This window comes from Paraburkholderia sp. GAS348 (assembly GCF_050434205.1).
Lineage (GTDB): Bacteria > Pseudomonadota > Gammaproteobacteria > Burkholderiales > Burkholderiaceae > Paraburkholderia.
This window is the reverse complement of record NZ_JBNPVT010000028.1, coordinates 45,049-65,360: the sequence shown is the minus strand read 5'-3', so window position 1 is coordinate 65,360 and position 20,312 is coordinate 45,049. Positions and strand designations below refer to the sequence as shown.

Annotated in this window: 21 protein-coding genes and 1 tRNA gene; 6 read left to right on the top strand and 16 right to left on the bottom strand. The window is 61.5% G+C overall.

Features of this window, described 5'->3' with window-relative positions; translation table 11 throughout:
* From P3T22_RS29580 to P3T22_RS29535, 10 genes are all read right to left on the bottom strand, one after another.
* Positions 1 to 317: NADH-quinone oxidoreductase subunit C (locus P3T22_RS29580; protein WP_429326878.1), on the bottom strand; the 317-nt coding region annotated here is incomplete at its 3' end.
* A 21-nt stretch (positions 318 to 338) separates the two neighbouring features.
* On the bottom strand, positions 339 to 818 hold the full coding sequence (locus tag P3T22_RS29575; RefSeq protein ID WP_006052903.1) for a NuoB/complex I 20 kDa subunit family protein: 480 nt from the start codon (positions 816 to 818) through the stop codon (positions 339 to 341).
* A 63-nt stretch (positions 819 to 881) separates the two neighbouring features.
* Entirely contained in the window at positions 882 to 1,241 is a 360-nt protein-coding gene (locus P3T22_RS29570) for an NADH-quinone oxidoreductase subunit A (protein ID WP_007175615.1), read from the bottom strand.
* 161 nt (positions 1,242 to 1,402) lie between these two features.
* A tRNA-Leu gene (locus P3T22_RS29565) sits at positions 1,403 to 1,487 on the bottom strand.
* 112 nt (positions 1,488 to 1,599) lie between these two features.
* The gene (gene secG, locus P3T22_RS29560) at positions 1,600 to 1,977 is read right to left on the bottom strand and encodes a preprotein translocase subunit SecG (RefSeq protein WP_063495291.1); all 378 of its coding nucleotides are present in this window, start codon (positions 1,975 to 1,977) and stop codon (positions 1,600 to 1,602) included.
* Positions 1,978 to 2,059: 82 nt separating this feature from the next.
* Positions 2,060 to 2,839 carry a triose-phosphate isomerase gene (gene tpiA / locus P3T22_RS29555; protein ID WP_429326877.1) on the bottom strand — a complete coding sequence of 260 codons (780 nt, stop codon included), beginning with the start codon at positions 2,837 to 2,839 and terminating at the stop codon, positions 2,060 to 2,062.
* A 133-nt stretch (positions 2,840 to 2,972) separates the two neighbouring features.
* Positions 2,973 to 3,989: an NAD(P)H-quinone oxidoreductase gene (locus P3T22_RS29550; RefSeq protein ID WP_429326876.1), complete on the bottom strand. Its 1,017-nt coding sequence runs from the start codon at positions 3,987 to 3,989 to the stop codon at positions 2,973 to 2,975.
* Positions 3,990 to 4,199: 210 nt separating this feature from the next.
* Complete coding sequence (gene pnp / locus P3T22_RS29545; RefSeq protein WP_181448406.1) at positions 4,200 to 6,347, bottom strand: polyribonucleotide nucleotidyltransferase; 2,148 nt, start codon at positions 6,345 to 6,347, stop codon at positions 4,200 to 4,202.
* Between the two features lie 338 nt (positions 6,348 to 6,685).
* Complete coding sequence (rpsO, locus tag P3T22_RS29540) at positions 6,686 to 6,958, bottom strand: 30S ribosomal protein S15 (RefSeq protein WP_011487489.1); 273 nt, start codon at positions 6,956 to 6,958, stop codon at positions 6,686 to 6,688.
* Between the two features lie 184 nt (positions 6,959 to 7,142).
* Positions 7,143 to 8,465: a branched-chain amino acid ABC transporter substrate-binding protein gene (locus P3T22_RS29535; protein WP_429326875.1), complete on the bottom strand. Its 1,323-nt coding sequence runs from the start codon at positions 8,463 to 8,465 to the stop codon at positions 7,143 to 7,145.
* Positions 8,466 to 8,649: 184 nt separating this feature from the next.
* On the opposite strand from P3T22_RS29535, the gene P3T22_RS29530 reads away from it, so the two are divergent.
* The gene (locus P3T22_RS29530; RefSeq protein ID WP_063495287.1) at positions 8,650 to 9,213 is read left to right on the top strand and encodes a hypothetical protein; all 564 of its coding nucleotides are present in this window, start codon (positions 8,650 to 8,652) and stop codon (positions 9,211 to 9,213) included.
* Positions 9,214 to 9,327: 114 nt separating this feature from the next.
* Here P3T22_RS29530 and P3T22_RS29525 read toward each other — a convergent pair whose 3' ends face one another.
* The 6 genes from P3T22_RS29525 to P3T22_RS29500 form a co-directional block, all read right to left on the bottom strand.
* Positions 9,328 to 10,875 carry a 2-isopropylmalate synthase gene (locus P3T22_RS29525; protein WP_063495286.1) on the bottom strand — a complete coding sequence of 516 codons (1,548 nt, stop codon included), beginning with the start codon at positions 10,873 to 10,875 and terminating at the stop codon, positions 9,328 to 9,330.
* A 364-nt stretch (positions 10,876 to 11,239) separates the two neighbouring features.
* The gene (gene pssA / locus P3T22_RS29520; protein WP_063495285.1) at positions 11,240 to 12,109 is read right to left on the bottom strand and encodes a CDP-diacylglycerol--serine O-phosphatidyltransferase; all 870 of its coding nucleotides are present in this window, start codon (positions 12,107 to 12,109) and stop codon (positions 11,240 to 11,242) included.
* 24 nt (positions 12,110 to 12,133) lie between these two features.
* Entirely contained in the window at positions 12,134 to 12,772 is a 639-nt protein-coding gene (locus P3T22_RS29515; RefSeq protein WP_054034968.1) for a phosphatidylserine decarboxylase, read from the bottom strand.
* Positions 12,773 to 12,906: 134 nt separating this feature from the next.
* On the bottom strand, positions 12,907 to 13,923 hold the full coding sequence (gene ilvC / locus P3T22_RS29510; protein WP_063495284.1) for a ketol-acid reductoisomerase: 1,017 nt from the start codon (positions 13,921 to 13,923) through the stop codon (positions 12,907 to 12,909).
* A 165-nt stretch (positions 13,924 to 14,088) separates the two neighbouring features.
* A complete protein-coding gene (gene ilvN / locus P3T22_RS29505) occupies positions 14,089 to 14,580 on the bottom strand; it encodes an acetolactate synthase small subunit (protein WP_011487482.1) in 492 nt (163 codons plus the stop codon).
* A gap of 111 nt (positions 14,581 to 14,691) precedes the next feature.
* Positions 14,692 to 16,455 (bottom strand): acetolactate synthase 3 catalytic subunit, encoded by a 1,764-nt coding sequence (locus P3T22_RS29500; protein ID WP_063495283.1) that lies wholly within the window; start codon positions 16,453 to 16,455, stop codon positions 14,692 to 14,694.
* A gap of 352 nt (positions 16,456 to 16,807) precedes the next feature.
* Between P3T22_RS29500 and P3T22_RS29495 the strand changes: the two genes are divergently transcribed.
* From P3T22_RS29495 to P3T22_RS29475, 5 genes are all read left to right on the top strand, one after another.
* A complete protein-coding gene (locus P3T22_RS29495; RefSeq protein WP_063495282.1) occupies positions 16,808 to 17,371 on the top strand; it encodes an RNA polymerase sigma factor in 564 nt (187 codons plus the stop codon).
* Positions 17,368 to 17,796: a DUF3619 family protein gene (locus P3T22_RS29490; protein ID WP_429326874.1), complete on the top strand. Its 429-nt coding sequence runs from the start codon at positions 17,368 to 17,370 to the stop codon at positions 17,794 to 17,796. The genes P3T22_RS29495 and P3T22_RS29490 overlap by 4 nt, the downstream gene beginning before the upstream one ends.
* Before the next feature lie 16 nt (positions 17,797 to 17,812).
* Entirely contained in the window at positions 17,813 to 18,571 is a 759-nt protein-coding gene (locus P3T22_RS29485) for a DUF3106 domain-containing protein (protein WP_063495280.1), read from the top strand.
* A 13-nt stretch (positions 18,572 to 18,584) separates the two neighbouring features.
* Positions 18,585 to 19,106: an RDD family protein gene (locus tag P3T22_RS29480; RefSeq protein ID WP_429326873.1), complete on the top strand. Its 522-nt coding sequence runs from the start codon at positions 18,585 to 18,587 to the stop codon at positions 19,104 to 19,106.
* 234 nt (positions 19,107 to 19,340) lie between these two features.
* A complete protein-coding gene (locus tag P3T22_RS29475; RefSeq protein ID WP_429326872.1) occupies positions 19,341 to 20,282 on the top strand; it encodes a UDP-2,3-diacylglucosamine diphosphatase in 942 nt (313 codons plus the stop codon).
* Positions 20,283 to 20,312: the final 30 nt, after the last annotated feature.

Genomic DNA, 20,312 nt, shown 5'->3' with positions numbered 1-20,312 from the left:
ATCGGCACTTCGTCGTCCGGCGCGAACACGCGCAGACGCACACGCCAGTTGTTCTGCACCGACAACAAATGCAGAACGGCCGCGAAACGCGGGCCGTCATATGCGCCATCGGCGTAGGTCTGATAGTCGACGCCGCACAGATCGACCAGCTGCTCGAAACCGAGCGAGCGGTCGTCGCGCAGACGCGTTGCCACATTGATGTAGTCGCTCGCCTTCACGACGATCGTCAACTCACCGATTGCCTCGGTGGTGCTCAGCAGGAGGCCGCCAAAGGCCGCCTCGAGGTTCGCTTTCAGGGTCTCGAGTTTGCTTGCCATATTGTGGGGGAGGCGTTGGCCTTATTGACGGGCGATGGTGTTGGTGCGACGGATCTTGGCCTGCAGCTGGATCACGCCATACACCAGCGCTTCCGCCGTAGGCGGGCAACCCGGCACGTAGACGTCGACCGGCACGATCCGGTCGCAGCCGCGCACTACCGAATAGGAATAGTGGTAGTAGCCGCCGCCGTTCGCGCACGAGCCCATCGAAATCACCCAGCGCGGCTCGGCCATCTGGTCATAGACCTTGCGCAGCGCCGGCGCCATCTTGTTGCACAGCGTGCCGGCGACGATCATCACGTCCGACTGGCGCGGACTCGGACGAAACACCACGCCGAAACGGTCGAGGTCATAACGGGCAGCGCCCGCATGCATCATCTCGACCGCGCAGCACGCGAGACCGAACGTCATCGGCCACAACGAGCCGGTGCGCGTCCAGTTGATCAGTTTGTCTGCCGTAGTAGTGACAAACCCTTCCTTCAAGACCCCTTCGATACTCATTTGCTTTCCACTCCAGACGGGGCGGCAAGCCTTGGCCACCCACGCAAACCGGCGATTAATCCATCATTCCCAGTCGAGGCCGCCCTTCTTCCAGATATAGGCAAAGCCCAGCAGGAATTCGAGCAGGAAAATCATCATCGCCATGAAGCCGGGCCAGCCGATGTCGCGCAGGGCCACACCCCACGGGAACAGGAACGCGGTCTCAAGGTCGAAAATGATGAAGAGAATGGCGACGAGGTAGTAACGCACATCGAACTTCATGCGCGCATCTTCGAATGCTTCGAAGCCGCACTCGTACGGTGCGTTTTTCTCGGTATCGGGCTTGTTGGGACCGAGGATCTTGCCAATGCTGACCAGTGCTACGCCTAAACCGGTGCCCACAATGAGGAACAACAAGACGGGGAAATAGGCTGCGAGGTTCAAGACTATCCTCTATCGGTTGGTTCTGAATGCCGCCAAGAGCATAGCACCCCTGACGCGAAATCACTTCGGCAACGTACATGCCGCAAGCCCAACGCAAGCCGCGCGTCAGAAGTGAAAATGCCAGCCGAAGCGAAGCAAGCGGCTGGCATTTAGATAACATTTGGTGCCGACGGCGAGACTCGAACTCGCACAGCTTTCGCCACTACCCCCTCAAGATAGCGTGTCTACCAATTTCACCACGTCGGCACTAACTGCAATCCGGGAAAACAACTTATAAAACCCGCGAATCGCTTCAAGACTTAGATTGTAACTGGTTTAAACAGTTTGTTCAACGCACCAAAGCACATTTAACGAAAATTTATTTCGGCACATCCGTAGCCGGGACGGACGCAGCCGATGCCGGCAATACTGCCGAACCGCCGGCCGGCGCGGACGCAGCGGAAGGCGCGACAGGCGCAGTCACAGCCGCGCCCAGCAAGCCTGCGGACGGTTTTGCACGATACGCGCCGAGGTATGTAAGCGTCAATGTGGTTACAAAAAACACGGCCGCGAGCACGGCCGTGGTACGCGACAAAAAGTTTGCCGAACCGGTCGCGCCGAACAGACTGCCCGATGCGCCGCTACCGAAAGCAGCGCCCATATCGGCGCCTTTGCCGTGTTGCAGCAAGACAAGGCCGATGACCCCAAGTGCCGACAACAGCTGAACGACGATAATCAATGTTTTCAAATACAGCATCACACTCACCTGAGTCTTTATTTAACCGCGCCACACAATGTGTGCCGCGCGGGATTGGGTCATCCTCGCCAAGGCGCCCCGCTTAACCAGCGACGCTCGTCGCGGCCGCCGCCCTGCAGATCGCCAGGAAATCCTGGTCTTTCAACGACGCGCCGCCGATCAGGCCACCATCGATATCCGGTTCGCGGAACAATTCTTCCGCGTTTTCCGGCTTCACACTGCCGCCATACAACACCGGCACATCCGCCACCGCCGCGCCCTTGGTCGCCAGACGCGAACGCAGGAACGCATGCACTGCCTGCGCCTGATCCGATGTAGCGCTCTTGCCGGTACCAATCGCCCAGACCGGCTCATACGCGACGACGATGCGTGCCGCGTCATCCACCGACAGCTTCGCCAACACTTCATCCAGTTGCGCGCCGACTACCTGCTCCGTCGAACCGGCTTCACGCTCTTCGAGCGTTTCGCCGACACACACGATCGGGGTCAAACCCGCTTCCAGTGCACGCTGCGCCTTCACCGCAACCAACTCTGCGCTTTCACGGTGATAAGCACGGCGCTCCGAGTGCCCAACGATCACGAGCGTGGCGCCGAAATCCACCACCATTTGCGCAGCCACTTCGCCGGTATAGGCCCCATGCGTGAATGCGGAGACGTCCTGCACGCCCCACACGACCTTGCTACCTTCCAGTAGTGATTGAGCCTGCGCGAGATAAGGGCACGGCACGCAGACACCGACGCGCACGTCAGCCGGCAATTCGCCCGCACCTTGCGCCACTGCCTGCAACAGCGTCGCATTCTCGGCGAGGCGCCCGTGCATCTTCCAGTTACCGACTACCAGCTTGGCTCGTTGTTTCGACATCGTCTCGTCTTGTCTTGGCGGCGGACTTGGTTTGCGCCTAGTTCGCGCTATTTAGCCCGCCTTTCGGATTCATGCGGCGCGCGCAAAACGCGCAATTTTACTGCGTGGGGTGGATCGGGTCAAACTGGCCGCGTCAAGCGTCCTGGCCCCAAGTCAGCACGATCTTGCCGACGTGCGTGCTGCTCTCCATCAGCGCGTGCGCTTCGGCGGCCCGCGCGGCCGGAAACACACGGTGCACCACCGGCTTGATGCGGCCATCTTCAAGGTGTGGCCACACGCGCTCTTTCAATTGCGCGGCGATCTTCGCCTTGAACTCGACCGGCCGCGGACGCAACGTCGAACCCGTCACCGTCAAACGGCGGCGCAGCACTTCGCTCAGATTCAACTCGGCTTTCGCGCCGCCCAGCAAGGCGATCAGCACGATGCGCCCGCCGTCGGCCAGTGCGGTCAACTCACGGGGCACATAACTGCCCGCCACCATGTCAAGGATCACATCGACACCGCGATCGTTCGTCAGCGACTTGATGACCTCGACGAAATCCTCAGTCTTGTAGTTGATCGCACGCTCCGCACCGAGCGCTTCGCACGCACGGCACTTCTCGTCCGATCCGGCCGTGGCGAACACGCGAAAACCCAGCGCATGCGCGATCTGAATCGCTGTCACACCGATGCCGCTGGAGCCGCCCTGCACCAGCAGCGTCTCGTTCGACGCGCCTTCGCCGCTGCCGAGTTGCGCACGGTCGAACACATTGCTCCACACCGTAAAGAATGTTTCCGGCAGCGAAGCCGCCTCGACATCCGACAATCCAGCCGGCACTGGCAAGCACTGCAGCAGCGGCGCGGTCGCATATTCCGCGTAGCCGCCGCCCGCGAGCAATGCGCACACGCGGTCACCCACTTTCAGACCAAACGGATTATTCTTCTCGTCGATGGCGCCGCCGACGATCTCACCCGCCACTTCCAGCCCCGGCAGGTCCGAAGCACCCGGCGGCGGCGCGTAACCCCCTTTGCGCTGGAACACGTCCGGACGGTTGATGCCGGATGCCGCCACCTTGATCAGCACCTCGCCCGCTTTCGGCTGCGGCACGGGCCGCTCCGCCAGCTTGAGGACTTCAGGGGCGCCGAATTCAGTGATTTCGATCGCTTTCATTTGCGTCTACTCCAAGATTGGATTGCGTTGCCTACTGGCACGAAGTGGCGGAAATCGTCAGAACTGCGACGAAGCGCTTCATGCAGACAGAGTACCCGTTTGTGCCGGTTTGCACCCGCTTGCACCTGCTTGCAACGCAATCCACCCTGCACCCTTCATGAAAAACGGCCGGCACGCATTCGCGCTGCCGGCCGTCGCCTTACTACAGCATTACTGCGGCGTCGGCTCGCCTTGCGGCGCGCCGTTCGCGGCGTCGTTCAGCAACGCCTTGGCCGACAAACGCACGCGGCCCTTTTCGTCCGTCTGGATGACCTTGACCTTCACTTGCTGGCCGTCCTTCAGGTAGTCGTTGATGTCCTTGATACGCTCGTTGGCGATTTCGGAGATGTGCAACAGACCGTCCTTGCCCGGCAGAATGTTCACGATCGCGCCGAAATCGAGCAGCTTGAGCACGGTGCCTTCGTAGACCTGGCCCACTTCGACTTCCAGCGTGATGTTCTCGATACGCTTCTTCGCTTCGGCCATCCCTTCGCTGCTCGTGCTGGCGATGGTGACGACGCCGTCGTCCGAAATATCGATCGTCGTGCCGGTTTCTTCGGTCAGCGCGCGGATCACCGAACCACCCTTGCCGATCACGTCGCGGATCTTTTCCGGATTGATCTTGATGGTGATCATGCGCGGTGCGTAGTCCGACAGCACCGTGTTCGCACCCGACACCGCCGAGGTCATCTTGCCAAGGATGTGCATACGGCCTTCCTTCGCTTGCGCGAGGGCGACCTGCATGATTTCCTTGGTGATGCCCTGGATCTTGATGTCCATCTGCAGGGCGGTCACGCCTTGCTCAGTACCCGCCACCTTGAAGTCCATGTCGCCGAGGTGATCTTCGTCGCCGAGGATGTCGGTCAGCACGGCAAACTTGTTGCCTTCCAGGATCAGGCCCATCGCGATGCCGGCGACGTGCGCCTTCATCGGCACGCCGGCGTCCATCAGGGCGAGGCAGCCGCCGCACACCGAAGCCATCGACGACGAACCGTTCGATTCGGTGATTTCCGACACGACGCGGATCGAGTAGCCGAATTCGTCGGCGCTCGGCAGGCACGCAGCCAGCGCGCGCTTGGCCAGACGGCCGTGACCGATTTCACGGCGCTTCGGCGAACCGACGCGACCCGTTTCGCCGGTCGCGAACGGAGGCATGTTGTAGTGGAGCATGAAGCGTTCGCGGTACTCGCCTTCGAGCGCGTCGATATTCTGCTCGTCGCCCTTGGTGCCCAGCGTTGCGACCACCATAGCCTGCGTTTCGCCACGCGTGAACAGTGCCGAGCCGTGCGTACGCGGCAGCACGCCGGTACGGATTTCGATCGGGCGCACGGTGCGCGTGTCGCGGCCGTCGATACGCGGCTCGCCGTTCAGGATCTGCGTACGGACGATCTTCGCTTCGATGTCGAACAGCACGTTGCCGACGCTAGCCTTGTCCGCTGCAACCGTGCCGGCTGCCGCTGCTTCTTCTTCCAGCTTGGCCGACGTCGCTGCGTAGACTTCCTTCAGCTTGGCCGATCGGGCTTGCTTGTCGCGAATCTGATAAGCGGCGAGCAGTTCGGCTTGCGCCAGTTCCGACACGCGGGCGATTAGCGGCTCATTCTTGGCAGCCGGCTTCCAGTCCCATTCCGGCTTGCCGCCTTCGCGAACCAGTTCGTGGATCACGTCGATCGCGACCTGCATTTGTTCGTGGCCGAACACCACTGCGCCGAGCATCACTTCTTCGGTCAGTTGCTGTGCTTCCGATTCCACCATCAGCACCGCGCGTTCCGTACCGGCGACGATCAGATCGAGTGCCGATTCCTTCATCTGCGGACGCGTCGGGTTCAACACGTATTCGTTATTGATGTAGGCCACGCGTGCTGCACCGACCGGGCCGTTGAACGGCAAACCGGAAATGGCGAGCGCCGCCGACGCGCCGATCAGCGCGGGGATGTCAGCGGGGATTTCGGGGTTCAGCGACAGGACGTGGATCACGACCTGGACTTCGTTGTAGAAGCCTTCCGGGAACAGCGGGCGGAGCGGTCGATCGATCAGGCGCGAGATCAGCGTTTCGCCTTCCGACGGGCGGCCTTCACGGCGGAAGAAACCACCGGGGATCTTGCCTGCAGCGTAGGTCTTTTCGAGGTAATCGACGGTCAGCGGGAAGAAGTCCTGACCCGGCTTGGCGGTCTTGGCGCCGACCACAGTCGCCAGCACAACGGTGTCTTCGACGTCGACGATCACCGCACCGCTCGCCTGACGAGCGATTTCGCCCGTTTCGAGGCGAACCTTATGTTGGCCCCACTGAAATTCCTTGACGATCTTATTGAACATAGTCATTGCTTTTCCTCTTCGTTATGCCGCGCGGACCAGAAGCGGCGCGGCAACGCCAGGACCGGCGCCACACGGGAAGAGTAGTGTTATGCCATTCCAGAGAACCACGCCTTACGTGATGTACGCGCGCGAACCGCTGGAATGACACAAAGCTCTGCCCTGAAGCCCGGCCGTATTTCTGCTTTTTTGCTACTTTCTTACTGCTGCTTCCCTACTAGCCGCCGCATGAATCGTCACGCTACCGCGACCGGCAGGCGGCGCGCATCACATGAAGCGCACCGTGCAAAAACAAAATGCCTGTATCAGTGGAACTGACACAGGCATCTTGCTGAACGACTGGCCGATTACTTACGCAGACCCAGCTTCTCGATCAGTGCGCGGTAACGATCCGCGTCCTTACCCTTCAGGTAGTCGAGCAGCTTACGACGGCGGCTCACCATGCGCAGCAGACCGCGGCGGCTGTGGTGATCCTTCGTGTGGGCCTTGAAGTGAACGGTCAGTTCGTTGATGCGGGTCGTGAGCAGCGCGACCTGAACTTCGGGGGAGCCGGTGTCGTTAGCTGCGCGTGCGAATTGCGCAACGACTTCGGACTTCTTGCTTGTTTCAACTGCGGACATGTCGATTTCCTTGAGAACTAGACAGGCGGTCACGGAAGAAAGGCCGTGCCGTGGGTTACCCGTGTACGCATACTTTTAGCCATGCCACACAACGGGACGCGTATTGTAGCACAGCCCAATCCGGCCGCGAACCCTGCTGTGCCGGGCCGGATCGTGGGCGGTTCGGGTTGGCCCGGAGCCCGCTTTACGGCCGTTTCATCTTACATACGGTCGTCGGCGCCGTGCGCTCGGGCGGCAAAGCCAGCACCGTGCGGAAGCCGTAGCCTGAACCTTCGTTGTCGAACTTGACGCCCGGCGTGCCGGCCTTGTCCATCTCCATCACGTAAAGGGGCTGGATCAGCTGATGGTCATCGGCCCGCATCCACGAGGCGTGAAAGCCGTTGTCGAACTTGATCCCCTCCAGGGTCCGGGCGACAGCCGTCGGGTCGGCACTGCCGGCGCGGCTCATCGCCGCGGCAAGCGTTTCGATCATCAACGGCATGCGCAGCACCGGGTAGTCGTCCTGTGCGGCCGGGAAACGGGCGCGAAACGCCGCGTACCAGGCATCGGAGGCCGCACCTCCGGCGTTCGGGTGCCAGTCGGCCACTGCGATCACATGCCTGACGCCGGCGTCCCCTAACGCGGCAGGCGCGCCGAGGCTGTTGCCGTAGAAAGTGTAAAACCTGGTGTCCAGGCCCTGCTCTCGTGCCGCCTTGACCAAAAGCGTCAGATCGTTGCCCCAATTGCCGGTGATAACCGCGTCCGCGCCGCTCGCGCGGATCTTTGCGATGTACGGCGCAAAGTCCTTCACGCGTCCGATCGGATGAAATTCGTCGCCGACGACCACGATATCCGGCCGCTTCACGGCCAGCGTCGAGCGCGCGAGGCTGCTGACATCGTGGCCGAAGCTATAGTCCTGGTTCAGCAGATAGACCTTCTTGACCGCCTTGTCACGCTGAATCACGTCAGCCAGCGCATCCATGCGCATGCCCGCGTGCGCGTCGAAGCGGAAGTGCCAGAAACTGCAATTGGCGTTGGTCAGGGCCGGATCGTCGGCGGAATAATTGAGGAACAGTTCGCGGTTGCCCGGCTCGCGGCTGTTCTGTTTGTCGATCGCGCCGATCAGCGCGGCCGCCACTGCCGAACTGTTGCCCTGCATGATGTAACCGATGTGCCGGTCCGCGGCGGCGCGCAGTTGCACCAACGCCTCTTCGGTACTGCCCTTGCTGTCGAGCACGACCAGTTCGAGCGGATGCGCGCCGTCGGCGAGCTTCACGCCGCCTGCCGCATTCACCTGTTCGACGCCGAAGCGCAGATTGCGCTCCACCGCCGCGCCCGCGTTCGCGAATGGGCCGGACATGCCTTCGATCAGCGCCAACTGGATCGGCGCACCCGCGGGCTGATTGCCTGGCTTGCCTGCCGTACCGGACACCGCGTCGCCCGCGGCGTGAGCCGCCGCGGTCACCGAAATCGCCGCCAGCGCGACGACTGCCGCTGCTGTCACCCGTTGCCAGTTAGCCATCGTCATTGCCCCGCTTGATTCGTCGAAGCGCGGATCATAGGGCGTTCCAGACGGAATAAGCAAGCCGGCGAATTCGTTACTGTGCCCCCCCAGGGACGCCTCGCACATGGCGCAAATTTTTTGCTGCCGCCCGTGTCAAAATATTGTGTCTCGATGAAAAAACGCTACTCAAACACCATCGGAGGAATTCATGCGCACCCGCCACCCATCCACGGCGGCCTTGATCGAAGCGCCGCCCGCAGCACGCCTGCGCCGCGCCGCGCTCGTCTGCCTGAGCGTGCTCACAGTCACGGTTACGCTCGCCGGTTGCGTGCAGCCATGGCAGCAGTACAGCCAAGGCGCGGACGAATCGACCATCGTCGCCCGCCTCGGCGCGCCGCGTGAAAGCTACGACCTCCCCAACGGCGGCAAGCGGCTGATGTGGCCGACCCAGCCAATGGGTGAAACCACAACTGCGGCCGACATCGACGCATCCGGCAAGATCGTCACCGTGCGCCAGGTGCTTCAGCCCAACGAGTTCTACCGGGCGGAAATCGGCAAGTGGACGAAGAGCGACGTGCTGGTGAACTTCGGCCGTCCAGTGGAAACGTCGTACTTCCCATTGATGAAGCGCGAGGTCTGGACGTATCGCTATCTGGAAGACAACGTCTGGTACATGATGTACAGCTTTTATTTCGACGATCAGGGTATTGTGCGGCTCACGCAGAAAACGCCTGATCCGCTACACGATCCGGATCGCCGCAGCCTGTTCTGAGCGCACACAGTGCGTAAAACGTGCGCCGCATCAACACGAAGCCCCGTGCTTTTCAGGGCACGGGGCTTCGACGCATACGGCTAGCAGGCACGCCAGCGGCGCCCTGCGCCTCCACTACTCCGAACGTTGCGGATTCAGCTTGTCGGCGTTCGAATACAGCTTGTTGAGCGCCGAGATATACGCCTTCGCGGACGCCGCAACGATATCCGGATCGGTGCCCACACCGTTGACGATACGGCCGCTCTTCGACAGCCGCACGGTCACTTCGCCCTGCGCCTGCGTACCGGTTGTGATGGCGTTCACCGAATACAGCAGCAGTTCCGACCCGCTTCCCACTTCCGTTTCGATCGCATTGAGCGTGGCATCCACCGGACCGTTGCCGCGTGCTTCCCCGGTCACTTCCTTGCCTTCGACCGAGAACACGATCTTCGCGTGCGGCTGCTCGCCGGTTTCCGAATGCTGCGACAGCGACAGGAACTTGTAGTGCTCCCTCTCCTGCGCCTCAGCCGATTCTTCGGTGACGATCGCGATGATGTCTTCGTCGAAGATTTCCGACTTGCGGTCGGCCAATTCCTTGAAGCGTGCGAACGCGGTGTTCAGTTCGCCTTCGCTATCGAGCGCGATACCCAGTTCCTGCAGACGCTGCTTGAATGCATTCCGGCCCGACAACTTGCCAAGCACGATCTTGTTCGCGCTCCAGCCCACATCTTCGGCACGCATGATTTCGTACGTGTCGCGCGCTTTCAGCACCCCGTCCTGGTGAATGCCGGATGCGTGTGCAAATGCGTTCGCGCCGACCACCGCCTTGTTCGGCTGCACGACGAAACCGGTGATCTGCGACACCAGTTTCGAAGCCGGCACGATCTGCGTCGTATCGAGACCGATTTCGAGGCCGAAGTAATCCTTGCGGGTCTTCACCGCCATCACGATTTCTTCGAGCGACGTGTTCCCCGCGCGCTCGCCGAGACCGTTGATCGTGCACTCGACCTGACGCGCGCCGCCAATCTGCACACCGGCCAGCGAGTTCGCCACCGCCATGCCGAGATCGTTATGGCAATGCACCGAGAACACTGCCTTATGCGAATTCGGAATCCGCTCACGCAGCGTTTTCACCAGCTGACCGTACAACTCCGGCACACCGTAGCCGACCGTATCCGCGATGTTGATGGTGGTCGCGCCTTCGGCGATCACCGCTTCCAGCACACGGCACAGGAAATCCATGTCCGAGCGGCTGCCGTCTTCCGGCGAAAACTCGACGTCGTCCGTGAATTTGCGGGCGAAACGCACTGCCAGCTTCGCCTGTTCGAACACCTGATCCGGCGTCATGCGCAGCTTCTTTTCCATATGCAGCGGCGACGTTGCGATGAACGTGTGGATGCGGAAATGATCGGCCGGCTTGAGTGCGTCGGCAGCGCGTTGAATGTCTTTGTCGTTTGCACGGGCCAGCGAGCAGATCGTGCTGTCCTTGATCAGGCCCGCGATGGTGTGGATCGAATCGAAGTCGCCATTCGAGCTGGCCGCGAAGCCCGCCTCGATCACGTCCACCTTCATCCGTTCGAGTTGCTTCGCGATACGGATTTTTTCTTCCTTCGTCATCGATGCACCAGGCGATTGCTCGCCGTCTCGCAACGTGGTGTCGAATATGATCAGTTTGTCGGCCATGTCGGGTCTCCTGGGGAGTCGTTCAATTGCGGGGATTGGATATTGGAATTCGGGCGTTTGCGCCACCGCTGGCGACGCTAAACCATAGACGAGGCAGACGGAGGGCGGAAACCGTAAGCGATCAGCGCGGTAGACGCGCCAGCACTAGCGCGTCTAGCGGCGCACCGGCTTGTTGAGGCTCGTGCTGCAGCTCAAATGGGAACGTGAACGCATTCATCGAACGACTATAGCGGCATTCCCGCCATCGTGCAATTGGCGTCAGACCTGCCTCCTGCCCGCCGCCGGACGGGCCTGCAAGCGAAAAACGGCAGCCCGGGAAGGCTGCCGTTTTCTCACGTCACTTGCACGCAACGGAGGTGCGCCGTTACCTGTCCCGCGCCACGGACCGAGCCGGGTTCGCCCTGCCCCGCACCGCCTGATAGGCCCAGAACACATAGCCCGACAAACCGTACAGCACGAACAGGCCGAACAGCATCAGCGGCGGATCGGACGACACCAGCACGAACGCCACCACCACCAGCAGAATCACGCCGAACGGCACGCGGTGCCGTACGTCGAGCGCCTTGCCGCTGTAGAACGGCGCGTTCGACACCATCGTCACACCGGCATAGATGGTCAGCACGAAGGCGACCCACGGCAGCCATACCAGCTTGAGCGGCACGCGGTTATCGGTGGCGAGCCACACGAAACCGGCGATCAGCGCCGCGGCCGCCGGACTCGGCATGCCCTGGAAGAAGCGCTTGTCGACCACGCCGATGTTCGTGTTGAAGCGCGCGAGGCGCAATGCCGCACCCGAACAGTAGACAAACGCAGCGAGCCAGCCCCAGCGGCCGAGATCCTTCAGAATCCACTCGTACATCACGAGCGCCGGCGCCACCCCGAACGACACCATGTCCGACAGGCTGTCGAACTGTTCGCCGAACGCACTTTGCGTATGGGTCATCCGGGCGACCCGGCCGTCCATGCCATCCAGCACCATCGCTACGAAGATCGCGATCGCCGCGACTTCGAAGCGCACGTTCATCGCCTGCACCACGGCAAAGAAGCCGCAAAAAAGCGCTGCGGTGGTGAACGCGTTCGGCAGCAGATAAATGCCGCGCTTTCTCAGGAACTGCTGGCGCTGCGCGCGCCGGCTCTCGACAGCCACCGTCTCCGCCACGATCGGCTTGTTGCGGCGGAACGGACGCGGGAGCTGCCCGCTGTTGCGGGGTCGACGCGATTTGAATGCGGCCATTCGGAAAACCTCCTTGGTGCCGCTTTATAGTTCAGCGAGGATCGTGGACGACGCGGAGACCTTCTCGCCGATCGACACACGCGGACGGCTGCCAACCGGCAGATACACGTCGACGCGCGAGCCAAACCGGATAAACCCATAACGTTGACCACGCGTGAGCGGCTCGCCTGACCGTACGTAGCAAAGAATACGCCGCGCAATCAGACCGGCGATCTGCACCGAGGTCACCGTCTGGCCGCCGGCCATTTCGATCACCACCGCGTTGCGCTCGTTTTCGAGCGACGCCTTATCCACGGCGGCATTCAGATACGCGCCCGGGAAATATTCGACCTTGGAGATCGCGCCATCCACCGGCGAGCGTTGCGAGTGGACGTTGAAGACGTTCATGAACACGCTGATCTTCAGCGCTTCACGATTGGCATACGGGTCATGCGCTGTTTCGACTGCGACGATGCGGCCGTCGGCTGGGCACAGTACGGCGTTCGCCTGAGTCGGAATCGGGCGCGCCGGATCGCGGAAGAACTGGACGACGAAGATCAGGATCAGCCAGAACAGCCATGCAAAACCGAATCCCGCGAAGGCATGAACCAGTAATGCAACGACGGCCGCGATGGCGATGAACGGCCAGCCTTCTCGCGCGATGATCGGATGAGGGTAATTCATGGATGGCTTCTGTATTTTTGTAAAACCGTAGGATAGCAAAAGCCGCCCAGGGTTCAGCACCCTTGGACGGCTTTTTGCATTACCGGCTGCCGCGACGATGCGCCGCGCCGGTCAGAGGCGGTAAAGCTGGCCTCTTAGTTCTTCGACTGGTCGACCAGCTTGTTCGCAGCGATCCACGGCATCATCGAACGCAGCTTGGCACCCACCGTTTCGATCTGGTGCTCGGCCGTCAGACGGCGGCGCGATTGCAGCGTCGGTGCGCCAGCCTTGTTTTCGATGATGAAGCTCTTGGCGTACTCGCCGGTCTGAATGTCGGTCAGCACGGCCTTCATCGCCTTCTTCGTTTCAGCCGTCACGATACGCGGACCCGTCACGTACTCGCCGTATTCGGCGTTGTTCGAGATCGAGTAGTTCATGTTCGCGATGCCGCCCTCGTAGATCAGGTCGACGATCAGCTTCAGTTCGTGCAGGCACTCGAAGTACGCCATTTCCGGCGCGTAGCCCGCCTCCACCAGCGTTTCGAAGCCGGCCTTGATCAGGTCGACCGTACCGCCGCACAGCACGGCTTGTTCGCCGAACAGGTCGGTTTCCGTTTCTTCGCGGAAGTTCGTTTCGATGATACCGGCACGGCCGCCGCCGTTCGCAGCTGCGTACGACAGCGCGATGTCACGCGCTGCACCCGACTTGTCTTGCGCAACGGCGATCAGGTGGGGCACGCCGCCACCTTGCGAGTACGTACCGCGAACCGTGTGGCCCGGCGCCTTCGGCGCGATCATGATCACGTCGAGGTCGGCACGCGGGATCACTTGACCGTAGTGCACGTTGAAGCCGTGCGCGAAGGCCAGTGCTGCGCCTTGCTTGATGTTGGCGTGCACTTCCTTTGCGTAGACTTCAGCGATCTGCTCGTCCGGCAGCAGCATCATGACGACGTCCGCGCCCTTGACGGCTTCCGCCACTTCCTTGACCTGCAGACCGGCGTTCTCAGCCTTGCTCCACGATGCGCCGCCCTTGCGCAGACCGACCGTGACCTTTACGCCGCTTTCGCTCAGGTTCAGTGCGTGCGCATGGCCCTGCGAGCCATAGCCGATGATGGTGACTTGCTTGCCCTTGATGAGGGAGAGGTCGGCGTCCTTGTCGTAGAAAACTTTCATGTCGGTTCCTTGGCTAAATTCGGTGAAATCAGTGAAATACAAATACTGCGAATGGTGTGTTTTTTGTGTTGCTGGCCGGACAGGTGCAGATTCAGACACTAGCACGGCCCGGCTTCGATCGAGACGGTTGATAGCGCAACTTCGAATCGCAACTCAGCTCGCGCGTCAAACCTTCAGAATGCGCTCGCCGCGGCCAATACCCGAACTGCCCGTACGGACGGTTTCGAGAATCGCAGTCGCGTCGATTCCTTCGATGAAGGCATCGAGCTTGTCGCTCGCGCCCGTCAGTTCGATCGTGTAGGTCTTTTCGGTGACGTCGATGATCCGTCCGCGGAAAATATCCGACATCCGTTTCATCTCCTCACGCTCCTTGCCAACCGCCCTCACCTTGATCAACATCAGCTCGCGCTCGATGTGGGCGCCCTCGGTAAGGTCGACCACTTTCACCACCTCGATCAGGCGGTTCAGATGCTTCGTGATCTGTTCGATCACGTCGTCCGAGCCAATGGAAACGATGGTCATGCGCGACAGCGAACGGTCTTCGGTCGGAGCCACCGTCAAGGTTTCAATGTTGTAGCCGCGTGCCGAGAAGAGACCGACCACGCGTGACAACGCGCCCGGTTCGTTTTCCAGCAGGACTGAAATGATGTGTCTCATGTTTCGCTTCTTCCAGATGTTTTGTCGATGTATGCGAGCGGGGTCGCGCCGCTTCGTCCGCCTTCGCCCTTTGTGGAGGCGCGCATGACGAAGCCAACGCTAAAACCGTCGTTATAGATCTTCCGAACCCATGAGCATCTCAGTGATGCCCTTGCCGGCCTGAACCATCGGCCAGACGTTTTCGGTCGGATCGGTCTGGAAATCGAGAAACACCGTGCGATCTTTCAGGCGCAGCGCTTCCTTCAGCGCCGGCTCCACATCGGCCGTGCGTTCGATACGCATGCCGACGTGACCGTACGCTTCGGCGAGCTTCACGAAGTCCGGCAGCGCATCCATGTACGAATGCGAATAGCGCTTGCTGTATTCGATCTGCTGCCACTGGCGCACCATGCCCAGATAGCGGTTGTTCAGCGAAATGATCTTGATGGGCGTCTCGTACTGCTTGCAGGTCGAGAGTTCCTGGATACACATCTGGATCGAGCCTTCGCCCGTGATACAGAGCACGTCGTCGTCCGGGTGCGCCATCTTCACGCCCATCGCCGCCGGCAGGCCGAAGCCCATCGTACCGAGGCCACCGGAGTTGATCCAGCGGCGCGGCTTGTTGAAGCGATAGAACTGCGCCGCCCACATCTGGTGCTGGCCGACGTCGGAACATACGAAGGCATTGCCGTCGGTCAATTCCCACGCCTTTTCCACCACGTACTGCGGCTTGATGATGTCGCTCTTGCGGTCGAACTTCAGGCAGTCTTTGGCGCGCCAGGCTTCGATGTCCTTCCACCAGTCGGCGAGCGCCGCGGTGTCCGGGCCATGCTCGGCCGTTTGCAACTGCTCGATCAGCTCCTTCAGCACTTCCTTCACGTCGCCGACGATCGGAATGTCGACCTTGACGCGCTTGGAGATGGAGGAAGGATCGATGTCGATATGGATGATCTTGCGCGGGCGCGACGCGAAGTGCGCCGGGTCGCCGATCACACGGTCGTCGAAGCGCGCGCCGATCGCGATCAGCACGTCGCAGTGCTGCATCGCCATGTTGGCTTCGTACGTGCCGTGCATGCCGAGCATGCCGAGGAATTTCTTGTCGCTCGCGCGGTAGCCGCCCAGACCCATCAACGTATTGGTGACGGGATAGCCGAGCAGATCGGCGAACTGATTCAGCTCACGCGACGCATCCGCGAGGATGATGCCGCCGCCGGTATAGATGTACGGGCGCTTGGCCGACAGCAGCAAGGCCACGGCCTTGCGAATCTGGCCGGAGTGACCTTTCGTGACCGGATTATACGAACGCAGCGAAACCGTCTTCAGCGGTTCGTACTGGCACGGCATCTTCGACACGTCTTTCGGAATATCGATCAGCACCGGGCCGGGACGGCCGGTACGGGCGATATAGAAAGCTTTCTTGACGGTAGCGGCGAGATCGCGCACGTCCTTCACGAGGAAGTTGTGCTTCACGCACGGACGCGTGATGCCGACCGTATCGCACTCCTGGAACGCATCCTGACCGATCGCAGCAGTCGGCACCTGGCCGCTGATGATCACCATCGGGATTGAATCCATGTAGGCCGTGGCGATACCGGTCACCGCATTGGTAACGCCGGGGCCGGAGGTCACGAGGCACACCCCCACTTTGCCGGTGGAACGCGCATAGGCGTCGGCGGCGTGGACTGCGGCTTGTTCGTGGCGCACGAGGATGTGCTGGAATTTGTCCTGCTTGTACAGCTCGTCGTAAATGTAGAGTACCGAGCCGCCGGGATAGCCCCACACAAACTCGACGTCTTCGTCGGCCAAAGCGCGCATGAGCACGGTGGCGCCGATAGAGTCAGCTTCAGGATGGGGGGTCGTATCCGACGTGGAGAATTCCGCGCTGGGCATATTCATTTATTCACCTTTCGAATTTTCGGCAAAAAATTGATCGGGTGCTCTCTGCCGGGCTTGTGGCTCGGGTTCAAGCGGCGCGTCCAGTTGACAGGCGAGCTTCTTGGGCCACACCTCAATTGAGACAAGTCACTTATGTTGCGAACCAGCGACGATATCTGCAGAAACCCGCGAGGTCAAGCAAATATTGCCGTGGCGCCCTGTCCCTCAATCTCATTATTGACCGAAAGCGTGATATTGAGACGAAGGGCGAATTACGTTTCGCCCCAGCGGAGCGAAAGTTTGTTAGCATCCGCGAGTTTTACGACATTTTTCGACCGATTACGCGCACGCACGCTGCGCCGACCCCCAACGGATGGCATCAGACAAGGAACTCGCCGATTTTTTGGCGGGCGTCGAAAGGCGCGCATTCAAGCAGACGGTCTACGCCGTGCGGGACGACGACGCCTCGCTCGATATCGTGCAGGACGCGATGATCAAGCTCGCCGAAAAATACGGCGACCGTCCGCCCGCCGAACTTCCGCTTCTGTTTCAACGTATTCTCCAGAATGCGATGCACGACTATTTTCGTCGTGCCAAAGTGCGTAATACTTGGGTTAGTCTGTTTTCTTCGCTCGGCAACGCCGACGACGACGAATTCGACCCACTCGAAACATTCGAGGCGCAACAAGGTTCAGCGGGCTCAGAAAGCAACGAACAGAAACTCGAACGCGAACAGGTCTTACAGTTAATCGACGACGAGATCCAAAAGTTACCGGCACGTCAACGGGAGGCGTTTCTCATGCGTTATTGGGAAGATATGGATGTCGCCGAGACTGCCGCCGCGATGGGCTGCTCCGAAGGCAGTGTGAAAACACACTGCTCGCGGGCCACCCACACGCTGGCGCAAGCGCTCAAGGCCAAAGGAATCACGCTATGAGCTCCCTAGAAACCAGAGAACTCGAGTTCGCCCGCCAGGTGCGGCGCGCGCTCGACGAAAACGCCGCCAATATTCCGTCCGCCACCGTCGACCGGCTCGCGGTGGCGCGCCGCGCCGCACTTGCTCGCAAGAAGCCCGAAACCGTGAGCGCGCCGGTGTTCGTGCCCGCCTTCGCCGGTGCCGGCATGCCGGGCGGCATGCCGCAAGCCGACATGGCGCAGCGCCGCCGTTCGCCGCTGCGCCGCTTTGCGCTCGCCTGGCCGCTCGTCGCGCTGGTCGTCAGCCTCGTGGGCATCGCCTACTGGGAAGACCAGCAACGCATCGCCGAACTCGCCGATATCGATGCAGCCATGCTAAGCGACGACCTGCCGCTCAATGCCTATCTCGACCACGGTTTCAACGCGTACCTATCACGCGCCCACTGAGCGGGAGAGTCTTCGGGTGAGTTACAAGCGCGGCTTGGCCGTTGTTTTCGGATGCGCGATCGCGGCTCTGGTGTCGTTCGCTGCGACGTATCCGCGCTTTTATCCGAGCCCGTCGACCGTCAGCGCGCCTGCCGCAGGCGGCAATGCGACCGCCAGGGCGCCCGCACCTACCTTCGCCGGCGATCTGCCGAGCCTGTCCGACAACAATAGCCCGATGGCATGGTCGCGCCTGAGCGCGGCCGAGCACGTTGCGCTCGCACCGTTCGCCAGCGAATGGGATTCCTTTAGCGACGAACGCAAACGCAAATGGATCAAAATCGCGTCGCGTTACCCGAAGTTGCCGCCTGACGCGCAAAAACGCCTGCATGACCGAATGACTGAATGGGTGCGTATGACCCCCGATCAGCGGCGCGTTGCACGCGAAAACTACCAGGTGTCGAAGGAGTTGCCGCGCGAAACCCGCCAGAATGCATGGAAGGCTTATCAGCAATTGCCGGAAGAGCAGAAGGAGCGGCTCGCCGCGAGCGAGCATAAGCGGCGGCCGAGCGTGGTGAGTGCGCCGCCGTCCGGCAAGACCGAGATCAAGGGCCTGGACCGCCTGGTCAGAGCCCGGGAGCACGGCGCGAGCGCAGCCGCAGCGGCGAGCGCCGCGGCTGCCGCGCCATTGCCAAGCCCGGCCGTTACGCCGGCGATTCCGGCGGCGGGCAGCTTCGTGCCCGCCACGCCGCTGCCGGTTTCGCCGTCCGAGGCACCGTCGCTCTTCAACGGCTCCTGATCGGCACCCGACCGTGTCCCAACCGCTCTCCACCTCGACACTGCCCGCCGATTCATCGGGCACCGCACCCACCGTTCGCCGGCGCCTGGCCACGCTGCTCTACGAAGCCGTGATCCTGTTCGGCGTCGTGTTTATCGCGGGCTATCTGTTCAGCACGTTGACGCAGCAGCGCAACGGTCTCACCCATCACAACCTGCTCGCAGCGTGGATCGGGCTCGTCGTCGGTCTGTATTTCGTCTGGTTCTGGACCCACAGCGGCCAGACGCTGCCGATGAAAACGTGGCGCCTGCGCGTCATTGCCGCCAATGGCGCGCCGCTGTCCACACCCCGCGCGATCGTTCGTTACGTGCTGGCGTGGCTGTGGTTTTTGCCGCCGCTTGCGCTGCATCCGCTGCTGGGCCTCGCCGTGCCGCAGACGCTGGTGATCGCCGCGATCTGGTTCGTGCTGTGGGCCGCCACCGGCCGCTTCGATTCGCAGCGTCAATTCCTGCATGACCGGCTCGCCGGTACCCGTGTCGTTAGCGTCGCACGCTGAGCAAACCGGCCGCCCCGCAATTCACGCCGCTGCGTCCACGGTTCGCGTTCGCTTGATGTTCGCTTGATGTCCGCTTGATGTCCGCTTGACCACAGTTGCCTGTCGCCACAACCCTTCTCCGCACCCCGCCGCCGTGTCCCTCTTCCGACACAGTAATAAGAACTTCTTGTGACTGTCACGGCAGGGTCACGCGCGGCTGGCGCAATACGGGCACCGCAACTCGACGCGTGAGCCATGGACCCCAAAACGTCCGCGACTTCCCTGTTCCGCCAGACCGGCCCGAGCGTCGACCCTGTCGCGTTCCGCCCGGAACCCAACCCTAGCCACGGCATGCCGTTGCCTGTGCCGTCGCTGCCGCTCGACGCGCACGCCGCTCATCACGACGACGACCACGCCGAGCCACACCGCTATCGCACCATCTGGCTGTCCGACATCCACCTCGGCTCGAGCGGTTGTCAGGCGCCGTATCTGCTCGACTTCCTGCGTCACAACGAGTCGGAATACCTGTACCTCGTGGGCGACATCATCGACGGCTGGCAGTTGAAAAAAGGCTGGTACTGGCCGCAGGCGCACAACGACGTCGTGCAGAAGGTGCTGCGCAAAGCGCGCAAAGGCACCCAGGTCATCTACGTGCCGGGCAATCACGACGAAGCCGCGCGCCAGTTCTGCGACCTCGCGTTCGGCGACATCCACGTGCGCGGCGAAGCGTTCCACACGACGCTCGCCGGCAAGCGCCTATGGATCGTGCACGGCGATCTGTTCGATGGCGTGATCCAGCACGCGAAGTGGCTCGCCTATCTCGGCGACACGCTCTACACGATGATCCTGATCCTGAACCGCTGGTTCAACCGGATCCGCAGCCGGCTCGGCTTTCCGTACTGGTCGCTGTCGCAATACCTGAAGCATCAGGTGAAGAACGCGGTGAATTTCATCTCGTCGTTCGAGCGCGTGATGACTGACGAAGCACGCCGCCGCGGCTGCGACGGCGTGGTCTGCGGGCACATTCACAAAGCAGAAATCCGCGACATCGACGGTGTGCTGTATTGCAACGACGGCGATTGGGTCGAAAGCCTGTCGGCACTCGTCGAGACGTTTGAAGGCGAACTCAAAGTGATCTACTGGACCGTGATGCGCGCACCGGAAGTCGGCGTGCAAAAGGCCCGGGCGACCGCGTAGTCCCTCTCCACTTCTATTGGGCCGAAACCG

Bases quoted from the DNA above. Each gene is read 5' to 3' on its own strand.
- P3T22_RS29575 (WP_006052903.1), bottom strand. From the start codon at position 818: ATGAGTATCGAAGGGGTCTTGAAGGAAGGGTTTGTCACTACTACGGCA.
- secG (WP_063495291.1), bottom strand. From the start codon at position 1,977: ATGCTGTATTTGAAAACATTGATTATCGTCGTTCAGCTGTTGTCGGCA.
- tpiA (WP_429326877.1), bottom strand. From the start codon at position 2,839: ATGTCGAAACAACGAGCCAAGCTGGTAGTCGGTAACTGGAAGATGCAC.
- P3T22_RS29550 (WP_429326876.1), bottom strand. From the start codon at position 3,989: ATGAAAGCGATCGAAATCACTGAATTCGGCGCCCCTGAAGTCCTCAAG.
- pnp (WP_181448406.1), bottom strand. From the start codon at position 6,347: ATGACTATGTTCAATAAGATCGTCAAGGAATTTCAGTGGGGCCAACAT.
- rpsO (WP_011487489.1), bottom strand. From the start codon at position 6,958: ATGTCCGCAGTTGAAACAAGCAAGAAGTCCGAAGTCGTTGCGCAATTC.
- P3T22_RS29535 (WP_429326875.1), bottom strand. From the start codon at position 8,465: ATGACGATGGCTAACTGGCAACGGGTGACAGCAGCGGCAGTCGTCGCG.
- P3T22_RS29530 (WP_063495287.1), top strand. From the start codon at position 8,650: ATGCGCACCCGCCACCCATCCACGGCGGCCTTGATCGAAGCGCCGCCC.
- P3T22_RS29525 (WP_063495286.1), bottom strand. From the start codon at position 10,875: ATGGCCGACAAACTGATCATATTCGACACCACGTTGCGAGACGGCGAG.
- pssA (WP_063495285.1), bottom strand. From the start codon at position 12,109: ATGGCCGCATTCAAATCGCGTCGACCCCGCAACAGCGGGCAGCTCCCG.
- P3T22_RS29515 (WP_054034968.1), bottom strand. From the start codon at position 12,772: ATGAATTACCCTCATCCGATCATCGCGCGAGAAGGCTGGCCGTTCATC.
- ilvC (WP_063495284.1), bottom strand. From the start codon at position 13,923: ATGAAAGTTTTCTACGACAAGGACGCCGACCTCTCCCTCATCAAGGGC.
- ilvN (WP_011487482.1), bottom strand. From the start codon at position 14,580: ATGAGACACATCATTTCAGTCCTGCTGGAAAACGAACCGGGCGCGTTG.
- P3T22_RS29500 (WP_063495283.1), bottom strand. From the start codon at position 16,455: ATGAATATGCCCAGCGCGGAATTCTCCACGTCGGATACGACCCCCCAT.
- P3T22_RS29495 (WP_063495282.1), top strand. From the start codon at position 16,808: ATGGCATCAGACAAGGAACTCGCCGATTTTTTGGCGGGCGTCGAAAGG.
- P3T22_RS29490 (WP_429326874.1), top strand. From the start codon at position 17,368: ATGAGCTCCCTAGAAACCAGAGAACTCGAGTTCGCCCGCCAGGTGCGG.
- P3T22_RS29475 (WP_429326872.1), top strand. From the start codon at position 19,341: ATGGACCCCAAAACGTCCGCGACTTCCCTGTTCCGCCAGACCGGCCCG.